Raw genomic sequence first — 13,271 nt, 5'->3', positions numbered from 1 at the left:
CTCGCGATGCTATTGCTTCAGAATCGCCGTCAACGCCTCGTCCAGCGTCGGATAGCGGAATTCGAACCCGGCCGCCTGAAGGCGTGCCGGGCGCATGTCCGCCCCGGTCAACAACAGTCGCGACATTTCGCCGAAGCCAAGCTTGAGCGCCAAGGCCGGCACCGGCAACAGTGCCGGGCGCCGCAAGTGCCGCGCCAGGGTACGCGCGAATTCGGTGTTCGTCACCGGATGCGGGGCCGAGCCATTGAAGGGGCCTTGCAGAGCGTCACGTTCGAGCAGGAACTCGATGATCCGCACCAGGTCTTCACGATGTACCCAGGGCATGAACTGGCGGCCACTGCCAAAGCGTCCGCCCAGGCCCAGTTTGAAAGGGGGCAGCATTCTAGCCAGAGTGCCACCCCCCCGTTCCAGCACCAGGCCAATCCGGACCAGTGCCACCCGCACCCCGAACGCCTCGGCCTCCCGCGCTGCTTGCTCCCAACTCTCGCAAAGCCGGTGCGCGAACTCGTCGTGAGGGGGGGTGTCTTCGGTGACTTCGCGATCTCCTTGATCGCCGTAATAGCCCATGGCAGAGCCCGATATCATCACCGCTGGAGTGTTCTCGAGATGCTGGCATAGCATCACCAGATCGCGGGTGATGGCGACCCGGGAGTCGATCAGTCGGCGCTTCTGCTCATTACTCCAGCGTCGCTCGGCAATCGCCTCTCCCGCCAAGTTGACGATCGCCTCGGGCGCACGATCGGTGAACGCCAGCACCGAGCTTTCGATATCGGTGCCGGCAGGCAAGACGCGCTGCGCCTTGGCCGGGTCGCGGGAGACCACCAGCAGCGCGTGTCCCGCCTCGGCCAGGCGCTCGCACAACCGACGCCCGACAAACCCGGTGCCTCCCGTGATCAAGATGCGCATGGTTCCCTCCACTCACCGGTGACCCACTGCCTCACCGGCTCACCATATACGCGCGAAGGCGTTGACAGCTAGTGAGCCAGGCCTCGCAATGAGTTATACAGCGTTTATACGCTTCTGGTAGTCTAGACGACGGCCAATGCCGGCGCCCAAACTGACTACCGTCGGCAATCATGACCCCATATGCCACCATCCTCGGTGCCGGATTTCACCAACGGAGGTGATCGCATCATGTCCCATGCCCTGATACTGCTTGCTCACGGCTCACGCGATCCGAATTGGCGCGCTCCCTTCGACCGCCTGGCGGCGTCTCTTGCACAACGCTCGCCGACCCCACTGCGTCTCGCTTACATGGAACTCTGCGAGCCTTCCTTGGAAGTCACCGTCACCGAACTGTGCTCGCAGGGCATCACACACGCCGATATCCTGCCGCTGTTCTTCGCCGCCGGGCGTCACCTGCGCGAGGACGTCCCCGGCCAAGTCGAGACCCTGCACCAGGCCCACCCAACCATCCGGCTGACGCTTCTGGCGCCGGTGGGTGAGCACCCGGCCTTCGTCGACGCCCTGGCCGGTATCATCAATGAACGCGCGGCCCAATCATGACGCATCCACAGGAAATACCTTGCCGCCATACATGGTACAAAGCGCTTTCCTTGTACAAGATGTTGCCTGATCTTGATAGCAGCCCCACGCCCCGCGACAAGACTCGGCTGGTCACCGCCCCTCCTACAACTTCCCATAGCAACGTCAAGAGGTAGTTGTGCGCATGAGAGACAAGGCGATTCACCCGGCCGATGCACCACTCTATCCGATACGCGAGGTCTCGCGGCTGACCGGCGTCAATCCGGTGACGTTGCGTGCCTGGGAGCGCCGTTATGGCTTGATTCGCCCGCAGCGGACCCCCAAGGGGCATCGCCTTTATGCTCGCGATGACATCGAGCGTATCGAACGCATCTTGCAATGGCTGAACCGGGGGGTCCCCGTTAGCCAGGTGCGCGAACTGCTCGACCAGCCCCGCGTCGTTGAAACCCCGGACCCTGTTGCCGGCGACTGGCCCAGCCAGCGCCAGCATCTCATCGCTGCCGTGGAGTCACTGGACCTGTTGCGCTTGGATGCCCTGTTCAACCAGTGCATGGCGCTGTATCCGGTCGACACCTGCCTGCGCGAGCTATTCAAGCCAGTGGTCGACGAACTCGAGGAACGCTGGCACGACCAGCTCGGCGCCACACTGCAACGCCGTACCCTGGAGGCCTTTCTGCGCACCCGGATCGGAATCCGGCTCTACCATGCCAACCTGACGAGTCGCGGCTCCGTGGTATTGATCAGCCGACTTCCGGAAGACCAGGGAACGCTATGGGACTTGCTGGTCGCCCTGGCTGCTTCCCAACACGGTTACCAAGTGCACCTCTTCGATGCCCCGCTGCCCTTCAGCGAACTGCCACTGGCCGTAGAGCGCTTCAAGGCCTCTGCCCTGCTGCTGTGTAGTGGACAGGCCGAACGGACCGACCTGATCCGGCGCCAGCTACCTCGCCTGGCCGAACAGCTCGATGTCCCCGTGGGGCTATGCGGCCCCGTGGCACGTATTCGCCAGAGCGAACTGCAAGACAGTCGGGTCGTGATACTCGGCGATGATCCCCCACAGGCGATCGCCGGGCTTGCCTCTCTTGTCAAGGGCTGAGCGCTGAACGGCAAGGAGCAAAAGGATGCCACTGGCCCCTCGAGCCATTCCAAAGGCGACGAGCTCAGATCGGCTGCAGCTCGTTCAGCAGACGAGGCTCGAGTTCGGTGGCTGGCACCGGGCGCGAGAACAAGAAGCCTTGTACCAGTGGGCAACCATTGCTAAGCAGAAAGTCGCGCTGAGCCGGCGTTTCCACACCTTCGGCAATCACCTCCAGTGACAAACCACGCGCCATGGCCAGTACCGCGCCGACAATAGCCGCATCGGCGCTATCTTCCGGCAGTGCACGCACGAAGGCGCGGTCGAGTTTCAGCTTGTCGACCGGCAGCCGTTTGAGATAACTCAACGAGGAGTAGCCGGTACCGAAATCATCGATGGCAATCTGATGGCCCAACGCCCGGAGGGCCTCGAGCCGCGGGTATATATCGCCGGCTCGTTCATCGAGCAATACCGACTCTGTCAACTCCAGCCCGAGTAAGCGGGCTGGAAGCCGATACTGAGCCAGACTGGCCGCCAAGCGCGACTCCAGATCCCCTTGAATCAACTGCAGAGCGGAAATGTTGACCCACACCGGTACCTCGGCCACACCGGCCAAGCGCCAATTCGCCAACTGGGCGATCGCTCGTTCGACCACCCAGTTGCCCAACGACGACATCAAACCATGCCGTTCGGCAAGCGGAATGAAATCGCCGGGCGAGATCATCCCATGTACGGGATGGCGCCAGCGCAGCAATGCCTCCATCCCCACCAAGGCGCCATCCCTCAAGGCATGCTGGGTCTGGTAATGCAATTCGAGTTGCGTGCCTTTGGCCAAGGCCGTGCGCAGGTCGTTGACCAAGGCGAGTTGGCGATCGCCGGCTACATCCAGCGAGGGCCGAAAACGTTGATCATGGTTACGGCCGTGCCGCTTGGCACTATAGAGCGCCGACTCCAAGCGCTGGAAAAGCACCCCGGAATCATTGCCATCCTCTGGGGCCCGGCAACTGCCGATGGTCAAGCCAAGACGCAACGAGTGGCCATCCAGCTCGAAGGGCTCGCTGAGATGATCGCGCAGTCCGCTCACCCATTTGTCGTGGTCATCGAAGGTAGTGGTGCGAATCACCATGAACTCGTCACCGCCCAAGCGCCCTACTACCCCTCCAGCGACATGGCCGGCGAGTCGTTGACCGAAGCGCGCCAGCAGCCGATCGCCGCAGTCGACGCCCATGGCATCGTTGATGGCTTTGAAGGAGTCGATATCGATCAAGGCCATATCCAATCCTTCCCCGGCTCGCAAGTGACGGAGACGCGAAGTCATCAAGTCATGCAATCGGCGCCGGTTGGGCAGTCCGGTCAAAGGGTCCTCGAAGCCGATACGCCGCAAATCCTGCTCACGTGCCTTGTGCCGGGAAATATCGGTGAACAGTCCCACGTAATGGCTCAGATGCCCCTTGCTGTCGGGGCAGGCCTGCACACGCAACCACTCCGGAAATTGATCGCCATGCTTGCGCTGATTCCAGATTTCGCCTTCCCAGTGACCCGTGGCCTGCAGGGTCTGCCAATAGCGCTCGTAGAATGCCTTGTCATGACGGCCCGCCGACAGCACAGAGGGATCCTGCCCCTTGACCTCTTCCAGGGTATAGCCGGTGATCTGAGTGAAAGCGGGATTGACGGCCACGATACGGTTGCGGGCATCGCTGATCACCACACCGTCGGAAGACAGTTTCAGGGCCTCTTCCGACAACCGGCGACGGCGATGTTCATGTTGCATCTGGCGCCAGGCATCCGTCAGGCCAACCCCCACGAAACCCAGCGCCACAAGACGCAACCACACACTAGGCAACCAGCCAATGGCGGCCAGTGCGGCAAGGCCCGCCCAGATCAGCGGACGATTAAGGGAGAATGGTGGCCACATAGGGTTTCATCGGCTTGGTCACGGTCTACGGTTGATTGATAAATTCACACAATGTCATCATCGAGAAAGTTATCGGCATCATGCCCCGGTGCTTGAGTTATGCGCAAGCAATGCGTTCTCGGACATTGACTTGTCCATCATCGGTGGTCAATCAAGCCCTTGCGTGCAATCGTGGCCAGCTGACAGTAGAATGCACAAGTCCGCGACAGGCGCGGTTCACAACAATTTCGACTCTCGGAACGACTCAGTGATCAAGCAACACTCCTTTAGCCGTGACGAACTGCTGGCATGCAGCCAAGGTGAACTCTTCGGCCCTGGCAACGCCCAACTGCCGGCACCCAACATGCTGATGCTCGACCGTATCACCCGCATTCATGAGCAAGGCGGCGACCACGGGAAGGGCGAGCTGATCGCCGAACTCGATATCAAACCCGATCTGTGGTTCTTCGAGTGTCACTTTCCTGGCGATCCCGTCATGCCCGGCTGCCTCGGCCTGGATGCCATGTGGCAACTGGTCGGCTTCTATCTGGGCTGGCTCGGTCATCCGGGACGCGGTCGCGCGCTTGGCTGCGGGGAGGTCAAGTTTTCCGGCCAGATCCTGCCCGACGCCGAGAAGGTCACCTACCATATCCATGTCAAGCGCATCATTACCCGGCGCTTGATTCTGGGTATCGCCGACGGCACCGTGGCCGTCGACGGGCGCGAGATCTACCAGGCCAACGACCTGCGGGTCGGCCTGTTTACCTCCACAGCGAATTTCTGACCAGGAGGCTCCCATGCGACGAGTGGTAGTCACCGGCCTGGGCATCGTATCCTGCCTCGGCAATGACCAGCACCAGGTCTCCGAAGCGCTCAAGGCCGGGCGCTCCGGCATCCGCTTCAAGGATGACTATGCCGAGCTCGGCTTCCGTAGCCAGGTGGCCGGCGTGGTCGACATCGACCTAGACACCCTGATCGACCGCAAGCTGCGCCGCTTCATGGGGGATGCCGCTGCCTATGCCTATGTCAGCATGGATCAGGCGGTCAAGGATGCCGGTCTGACCCCCGATCAAGTCTCTCACGAGCGTGTCGGCCTGATTGCCGGCTCAGGAGGTGCGTCTAGCGCCAACCAAGTAGAAGCCGCCGATGTAATGCGCGAGAAGGGCTTGCGTCGAGTTGGCCCCTACCGCGTGACCCGAACCATGGGCAGTACCGTGTCTGCCTGTTTGGCTACGCCGTTCAAGATCAAGGGGGTGAACTACTCGATTTCCTCGGCTTGTGCCACCTCGGCCCACTGTATCGGTAGTGCCGTGGAACAAATCCAGCTCGGCAAGCAAGATATGGTCTTCGCCGGTGGCGGCGAAGAAGAGCATTGGACGCTTTCCTGCCTGTTCGACGCTATGGGGGCTCTGTCCACCAGCTACAACGATACTCCCGACAAAGCCTCGCGCCCCTATGACAAGGCACGCGATGGCTTCGTGATCGCCGGTGGTGGTGGCATGGTGGTACTCGAGGAACTCGAACACGCCAAGGCCCGCGGCGCCAAGATCTACGCCGAGGTCGTCGGCTATGGCTCCACTTCTGATGGTTACGACATGGTCGCACCCTCGGGCGAGGGGGCCTCACGCTGTATGCGGCAAGCCCTAGCCACCGTCGACGGCGATATCGACTACATCAATACCCATGGCACTTCCACGCCAGTAGGCGATGTCGCCGAACTCAAGGCAATTCGCGAGGTGTTCGGTGACCGGACGCCAGCGATGAGCTCCACCAAGTCGTTGACCGGACACTCCTTGGGCGCCACGGGGGTACAGGAAGCCATCTATTCGCTACTGATGCTGGAGCACGATTTCATCGCCGCCTCGGCCAATGTCGAGACGCTCGACGAGCAAGCTGATGGCTTCGATATCGTCACACACCGGCGTGACAAGGCCGGCATCAAGCGCGTGCTGTCCAACAGCTTCGGCTTCGGTGGCACCAATGCCTGCTTGGTGCTGGAGAAGTTCAGCGAGTAATACTAAAGCGTCTTTAGCATGAAGAACGGCACCCTCGAAAGGGTGCCGTTTTTCGTTGCAACCGACGAGTCATGCTCGTCGGCAGTCATCCCGGTAGCTTCTCAGTCGCCTGTTCTGCCTCACGTGTCGGGCGTGGGATCTCGGAGATCTCCGCAAGCTTGGTCTCGATCCAGGTCTCGGCCTCGGCCAGCACCTCTTCCGGGCTACGTTCGGCAGTTTCGATCGGCACACCAACAACCAGGGTCAGTCTGCCAGGATTCTTGACCCAGTGGCGGCCTGGCCAGCGTTCACCGGCATTGTGAGCCACCGGCAGTACCGGTACTCCGGCACGACAGGCAATCACTGCGCCNAATCACTGCGCCACTCTTGTTGTAGCGCCGGCGCTGCCCCGGGGCGACGCGTGTGCCTTCGGGAAATATCAGCACCGACAACCCCTCCTCCAGACGCTCCTTGCCTTGGATCAGCACCTGTTTCATGGCACGCGCCGGTTTCGAGCGATCGAGGGCGATCGGCCTGAGCAGTCGCAGCCCCCAACCGAACACGGGAATATTCAGCAATTCCTTCTTGAGCACCGTGCATACCGGGGGCGTGAGCAGTTGCAGGAAGATGGTTTCCCACTCGCACTGGTGGTTGGCGAGGATCACACACGGACCAGCCGGCAGATGTTCCCGACCACGGATCTCATAGCGCACGCCGCAACTGATTCGGAACCAGACAATGATGAAGTGGTTATAAAGGTTGAGAAGTCGATAACGCCTCTTCAGCGGCAGGAAGGGCGCTACTGGAAGGAACAACACGCCGCAGGCCAGCATGGCCGAAAAATATCCCAAGTAGAACAGCAGGCTGCGTATCAGGTTCATGCCGGCTCCTCGGCACGATCACGACACCATGAATCCAACATGCGGCCGACCTCTAGACGCCAGGGTTTCTGATGCACACCGAAAGCCTCTAGTACCCGCCGACAGTTGAGCACCCGACGCAATGGATGGCCATGGTGATACTTGAGCGCCTTCAGTGTCCCGAGCTCGACGGACTCACCCGCCCCCTCCAGGCGAGTCGCAAGCTGCGTGCGTACCATGGAGGCGAAGGTATAGGCACTGACCGGCTCCGTCCCAGCCAGGTGATAGGCGCCCCAGGCGTCAGCGCCACAATGCAATTGCTGCAACATACCCAACAGAGCCATGGCCGCGGCATCGGCCGAGGTCGGGCAAAAGATCTCGTCCTCGGCGGCACGCACCTCGTCACCGGCCATCAGGCTATCGAGCAACTCACTCAACCAGGCTTCGGCTCCTTCCAAGGCGAATAGCGGGCCCAGACGCACGATCAGATGCAAGGGATGCTGCTGGCGAATGCGATCACCGGTCAGAATCAGGCGTCGCAGGCTCTCGTCTCGCGGTGCCGGAATCACGTGCTCGTCGATTGGCTCGTCGAAACCATCTTCATAGAGTTGGTCCGACACGCACCAGACCAGCGGAATCCGCGCCTCGCGACATGCCACAAGACAAGCCTCGACCGCCTCGGCATGCGCGATCACCGCAGCCGGCTCGGCGCTGATAGGCCGCGCCAATGGCGGAATCACCAAGGCATCCGGGGCGAGTTCCTCGAGTCGCCCGGGTGCCAGCTCCAGGCCGGCCTCGATCACCAGCTCGGTGTCACTGCGCCGGTTGGCCTCACGGGCCAGCGCCAAGCTAAGGCAGTGCCCGGCATCCAGTATCAGCAACTTCACGGCGACTCCTTATCCGGCCACTCGGGTTCGATGACGGCACCCGAGAGATTCAGAACGGGATCTCGTCATCGAAGTCGTCGAAACTGCCGGGGTTGGGAGCGCCATAGTTGTTGCCCGGCTGCCCCCCTTGGGCAGGCTGCTGCGGCGCAGGACGCGGCTGAGGCTGCCCTCCTGCTGGCTGACCATAGTTGCCTTGCTGCGGGGCGTTGCCATAGCCGCCTTGCTGGGCATGGTTGCCCTGGGGCTGGAAGTCGCCACCACCCCGACTATCGAGCATCTGCATGTCATTGGCGACGATCTCGGTACTATAGCGATCCTGCCCGTTCTGATCCTGCCACTTACGGGTCTGCAGGCGCCCTTCGATGTACAGCCGCGACCCCTTCTTGACATACTGCTGGGCGATTTCCGCCAGCTTGTTGAACAGCACCACCCGATGCCATTCGGTGCGTTCCTGACGCTGGCCGCTCTGACGATCGGTCCAGGTATCGGTAGTTGCCAGGTTGAGGTTGGCAACTGCGGTCCCGGAGGGCGTGAAGCGCACTTCCGGATCCTGACCCAGATTGCCGATCAGAATGACTTTGTTAACCCCACGGGCCATGCTGGTCTCCTTGTGCTCTCTGCTAAGTAAAGCCTGTATGTGTAGACGCCTCAGGCGCCCTTGTGATCATGCCGTGACCCGGCTACCCGTGCCAGGGCATCGCTGTCCAGCCGTTGCCGATCCACCTTCAGATAGACGACCCGCTCCTCGGGTACTACCAGCACGTCTTCCACGCCTGCCACCTCGGCAAAGCGCTCCATCAAGGTATCCAAGGCATCACCGTGTGCTCTCTCGTCGAGCGCCACCACCTCACTGGCCAGGTGGCGCGGTGCCGGCATGCCCCAGACCACCGCCAGCCAAACCAAGGCAATCAGGCCACAGCCGTAGAATACCGCATCCTGACCGAAGTGTTGCGCCAGCGCTCCTCCCAGCACGCCCCCCAGGAAGGCCCCAAGGAACTGACTGGTCGAATAGACACCCATGGCGGTACCCTTGGCACCTGCCGGGGCCAATTTGCTAATCATCGATGGCAACGTCGCCTCGAGCAGGTTGAAGGCGGTGAAGAAGCCCAGCAACAGCCCTACCAGCGCCCACCACGTGCTGGCCATACCCAGCCCCACCAGGCACACCATCAGGCCCGCCACCGCAGTCAGGAATACCGGTTTCATGCAGCGTTTCTTCTCGGCGACGATGACCAGCGGCACCATGGCCACAAAGGCCAAGGCCATGACCGCTAGATAGACACTGCCGTGCTGCTGCACGGCGATCCCCGCATCGAGCAGGCGGAAAGGCACGGCAATGAAGATCGCCATCAGCACCAAGTGCAAGGCGAAGATCGAAAGATCCAGGCGTAGAAGATCGGTACGCCCCAGCATGGACTTCAACTGGCGACGGTCCAAGCCCACATCACGATGGCGCAACCGCTGGGGAGCCTTGGGCACCAGGCGCCACAACACGATCAGGCTCACAGCCGCAAGCCCGGCGGTAAACCAGAACACACCCGACAGCCCGAAGGCCGAGGCCAATAGCGGCCCCACCACCATGGCCACAGCGAAGGCCACACCAATCGACAACCCTATGATTGCCATGGCCGCGGTGCGTACCTGCTCGCGGGTCTGGTCGGCAAGCAAGGCCATGATCGCTGCGGCTACCGCGCCACTTCCCTGCAGACAACGACCCAGGATCACCCCAGCGATGCTGTCGGCCTGGGCCGCTACCACACTGCCGAGCAAGAACAGCACCAGTCCTCCGGCTATCACCGTCTTGCGGCCAATGCGGTCGGAGAGCAGCCCGAAGGGGATCTGCAGGATGGCCTGGGTCAGGCCATAGCCGCCCAGCGCCAGACCCACTAGCAGCGGGGTGGCACCATCCAATCCCTCGGCATATAGCGCCAGCACCGGTAGCACCATGAACAGGCCCAGCATGCGCGAGGCGTACAGGCCGGCCAGGCCGATGATAGCGCGGCGCTCAGTAGCTAATAACAGACGAGAGACCATGCGGATAGGACGTCCAACGAAGAAACTCTATATTCTACCGGTTCGGGGCCATACAGGAAAAGGCAACTCTCATCAGGAAAGTGAGCGCCGCTTTGCTGTGGCATCGGACGACGCCGTATAATCGACCTTTTGCACACTGCACGAGGTGGCAATGGACAGGATCCTGGTCAGGGGTGCCCGCACCCACAACCTCAAGCAAATCGATGTCGAACTGCCCCGCGACAAACTGATCGTGGTCACTGGCCTATCGGGTTCAGGCAAATCCTCGCTGGCCTTCGACACCCTGTACGCCGAAGGGCAACGCCGCTACGTGGAATCACTGTCGACCTACGCTCGCCAGTTCCTGTCAATGATGGAAAAACCCGACGTCGATCACATCGAAGGGCTCTCCCCGGCCATTTCCATCGAGCAGAAGTCCACTTCTCACAATCCCAGATCCACGGTCGGCACCATCACCGAAATCTACGATTATCTGCGCCTGCTGTTCGCGCGTGCCGGCACACCGCGCTGCCCAGAGCACGGCGAAGACCTAGAAGCCCAGACCGTCTCTCAGATGGTCGATCAGGTACTGGCCTTGCCGGAAGGCAGCAAGCTAATGCTGTTGGCACCAGTGGTCAAAGGTCGCAAGGGTGAGCACCTGCAACTGCTCAGCGAATTGCGCGCCCAAGGCTTCGTGCGCGCCATGATCGATGGCCAGATCCTCGAGCTCGACGACATCGCCCCCTTGGACAAGAACAAGAAACACGATATCAGCGTGGTGGTGGATCGCATCAAGGTCCGCGATGGCCTCGCCCAGCGTCTGGCGGAGTCCTTCGAGACGGCGCTGGGCCTGACCGATGGCATCGCCATCGTGCATTTCATGGACGGCGAGTCGGACGACATCGCTTTCTCGGCGCGCTTTGCCTGTCCGGTATGCGGCTATTCGATTGCCGAACTCGAGCCACGCATGTTCTCCTTCAACAATCCAGCCGGCGCCTGTCCCACTTGCGATGGCTTGGGCGTACAGCAGTTCTTCGACCCCGGCAAGCTGATCAGTCACCCCGAGCTATCGTTGGCAGAGGGGGTGATCAAGGGCTGGGACCGGCGTAGCATTTACTACTTCAACCAGTTGCAGGCAGTAGCCGAGCATTACCGCTTCGCACTGGAAACGCCTTGGCAGGACCTGGCACGTCACGAACGCGATATCGTACTGCACGGCAGTGGAGACGATGATATCGCCTTCACTTACGTCAACGATCGCGGTCGCAAGGTCACTCGCGAGCACCCCTTCGAGGGCGTCCTGCCCAACATGCAGCGGCGCTACCGGGAAACCGAGTCCAACATGGTCCGCGAAGATCTGGCACGCTATCTCGCCGTACAGCCCTGCCCGACCTGCCACGGCTCACGTCTTCGTAAGGAGTCGCGACACGTCTTCATCGACGAACGTGCCCTGCCGGATATCGTGCGCCTGCCGATAGGCGAGGCCTGGGCGTACTTCCAGCAGCTCACCCTTCCTGGCCGCAAGGGTGAGATCGCGCTCAAGATCATCCGCGAGATCCATGCCCGCCTGGAATTCCTGGTCAATGTCGGTCTCGACTACCTTAACCTGGAGCGCAGCGCGGAGACACTTTCGGGTGGTGAGGCCCAGCGCATTCGTCTAGCCAGCCAGATCGGCGCTGGCCTGGTAGGGGTCATGTACATCCTCGACGAGCCGTCCATTGGCCTGCACCAGCGCGACAATGATCGTCTGCTCAAGACCCTCGAGCGTCTGCGCGATCTGGGCAACACGGTGATCGTGGTCGAGCACGACGAGGAAGCCATCATATCCGCCGATCATGTGCTGGACATTGGCCCCGGCGCCGGTGTTCACGGCGGCCGCGTGGTGGCTCAAGGCACCCCGGACCAGATTCGCGCCTGCCCCGATTCGCTTACCGGTCAATACCTGGCTGGCACGCGGCGCATCGAGATACCGCCGTGGCGCATCCCCGGCAATCCGGAAAAGGTGCTGCGACTGACAGGCGCCACCGGCAACAACCTGCAGAACGTAACTTTGGAGCTGCCCCTGGGCCTGTTCATCTGCGTGACCGGCGTTTCCGGCTCCGGCAAGTCGACACTGATCAACTCGACGCTGATGCCAATCGCCGCCCGCGAGCTCAACAAAGCCACCACCCTCACGCCGGAACCCTTTGACCGGATCGAGGGGCTGGAGCAACTCGATAAGGTGATCGATATCGATCAGAGCCCGATCGGCCGTACGCCGCGCTCCAACCCAGCGACCTATACCGGTATCTTCACCCCGATTCGCGAGTTGTTCGCCGGCACCCAGGAGGCCCGTTCACGAGGCTATAAACCCGGCCGCTTCAGCTTCAACGTCAAGGGTGGGCGCTGCGAGGCTTGCCAGGGCGAAGGCGTAATCAAGGTCGAAATGCACTTCCTGCCCGATATCTATGTGCCCTGCGATGTGTGCAAGGGCAAGCGCTACAACCGCGAAACACTGGATATCCAGTACAAGGGCAAGAACATCCATCAGGTGCTGGAGATGACCGTGGAAGAGGCGCTGGAATTCTTCAGCCCGGTACCGGCCATCGCCCGCCGCCTGCAGACTCTGATGGATGTCGGCCTGTCCTATATCCGCCTTGGGCAGAGCGCCACCACCCTTTCCGGCGGCGAGGCCCAACGTGTCAAGTTGGCCCGCGAACTTGCCAAACGCGATACCGGCAAGACTCTCTATATCCTCGACGAGCCGACGACTGGTCTGCACTTCGAGGATATCCGCCAATTGCTGACGGTACTCCACCGCTTGCGCGATCATGGCAATACCATCGTGGTCATCGAGCACAACCTCGACGTGATCAAGACCGCTGACTGGATCATCGATCTGGGGCCGGAAGGCGGCTCCGGCGGCGGCCGTATCATTGCCGAGGGCACCCCGGAGCAAGTCGCGAAGATGCAGGTTTCCCACACCGGGCGCTTCCTCAAGCCGTTGCTGGAGAAGCAGTCAACGAGTCGCGAGCCACGAGCCACGAGCGTGGTGGAGACCTGATCAAGCTCGAAGCTCGAAGC

Annotated in this window: 10 protein-coding genes and 1 pseudogene; 5 read left to right on the top strand and 6 right to left on the bottom strand. The window is 61.5% G+C overall.

The features are described from left to right. Positions 1-9: 9 nt before the first annotated feature. On the bottom strand, positions 10-906 hold the full coding sequence (locus IE093_RS17205; protein ID WP_189471339.1) for a TIGR01777 family oxidoreductase: 897 nt from the start codon (positions 904-906) through the stop codon (positions 10-12). A gap of 228 nt (positions 907-1,134) precedes the next feature. Between IE093_RS17205 and IE093_RS17200 the strand changes: the two genes are divergently transcribed. Together IE093_RS17200 and IE093_RS17195 are read left to right on the top strand one after the other, a co-directional pair. Further along, entirely contained in the window at positions 1,135-1,506 is a 372-nt protein-coding gene (locus IE093_RS17200) for a sirohydrochlorin chelatase (protein ID WP_189471337.1), read from the top strand. Between the two features lie 163 nt (positions 1,507-1,669). Continuing rightward, a complete protein-coding gene (locus IE093_RS17195) occupies positions 1,670-2,581 on the top strand; it encodes a MerR family transcriptional regulator (RefSeq protein ID WP_189471335.1) in 912 nt (303 codons plus the stop codon). A 64-nt stretch (positions 2,582-2,645) separates the two neighbouring features. Here IE093_RS17195 and IE093_RS17190 read toward each other — a convergent pair whose 3' ends face one another. After that, positions 2,646-4,475 carry a putative bifunctional diguanylate cyclase/phosphodiesterase gene (locus tag IE093_RS17190; protein WP_189471332.1) on the bottom strand — a complete coding sequence of 610 codons (1,830 nt, stop codon included), beginning with the start codon at positions 4,473-4,475 and terminating at the stop codon, positions 2,646-2,648. A 247-nt stretch (positions 4,476-4,722) separates the two neighbouring features. On the opposite strand from IE093_RS17190, the gene fabA reads away from it, so the two are divergent. Together fabA and fabB are read left to right on the top strand one after the other, a co-directional pair. Then, positions 4,723-5,238 carry a 3-hydroxyacyl-[acyl-carrier-protein] dehydratase FabA gene (gene fabA / locus IE093_RS17185; protein WP_189471330.1) on the top strand — a complete coding sequence of 172 codons (516 nt, stop codon included), beginning with the start codon at positions 4,723-4,725 and terminating at the stop codon, positions 5,236-5,238. 13 nt (positions 5,239-5,251) lie between these two features. Next, positions 5,252-6,469, top strand: a complete 1,218-nt coding sequence (gene fabB, locus IE093_RS17180) for a beta-ketoacyl-ACP synthase I (protein ID WP_189471328.1) — start codon at positions 5,252-5,254, stop codon at positions 6,467-6,469. Between the two features lie 85 nt (positions 6,470-6,554). Here the strand turns inward: fabB and IE093_RS17175 are convergent. From IE093_RS17175 to IE093_RS17160, 4 genes and pseudogenes are all read right to left on the bottom strand, one after another. After that, positions 6,555-7,329: pseudogene (locus tag IE093_RS17175) on the bottom strand (lysophospholipid acyltransferase family protein). Continuing rightward, complete coding sequence (locus tag IE093_RS17170) at positions 7,326-8,195, bottom strand: sugar nucleotide-binding protein (protein WP_189471326.1); 870 nt, start codon at positions 8,193-8,195, stop codon at positions 7,326-7,328. The pseudogene IE093_RS17175 and the gene IE093_RS17170 overlap by 4 nt, the downstream one beginning before the upstream one ends. A 49-nt stretch (positions 8,196-8,244) precedes the next feature. Then, positions 8,245-8,793 carry a single-stranded DNA-binding protein gene (gene ssb / locus IE093_RS17165; RefSeq protein ID WP_189471324.1) on the bottom strand — a complete coding sequence of 183 codons (549 nt, stop codon included), beginning with the start codon at positions 8,791-8,793 and terminating at the stop codon, positions 8,245-8,247. Positions 8,794-8,843: 50 nt separating this feature from the next. Then, positions 8,844-10,235, bottom strand: a complete 1,392-nt coding sequence (locus tag IE093_RS17160; RefSeq protein WP_189471395.1) for an MFS transporter — start codon at positions 10,233-10,235, stop codon at positions 8,844-8,846. A 145-nt stretch (positions 10,236-10,380) separates the two neighbouring features. On the opposite strand from IE093_RS17160, the gene uvrA reads away from it, so the two are divergent. Next, on the top strand, positions 10,381-13,251 hold the full coding sequence (gene uvrA / locus IE093_RS17155) for an excinuclease ABC subunit UvrA (RefSeq protein ID WP_189471322.1): 2,871 nt from the start codon (positions 10,381-10,383) through the stop codon (positions 13,249-13,251). The last annotated feature ends 20 nt before the right edge of the window (positions 13,252-13,271 follow it).

Origin of the sequence: Litchfieldella qijiaojingensis, assembly GCF_014651875.1 — a bacterium.
GTDB classification, from domain to species: Bacteria; Pseudomonadota; Gammaproteobacteria; order Pseudomonadales; family Halomonadaceae; genus Litchfieldella; species Litchfieldella qijiaojingensis.
The sequence above is the reverse complement of the archived record's forward strand: the minus strand, read 5'-3'. Positions and strand labels throughout refer to the sequence as shown.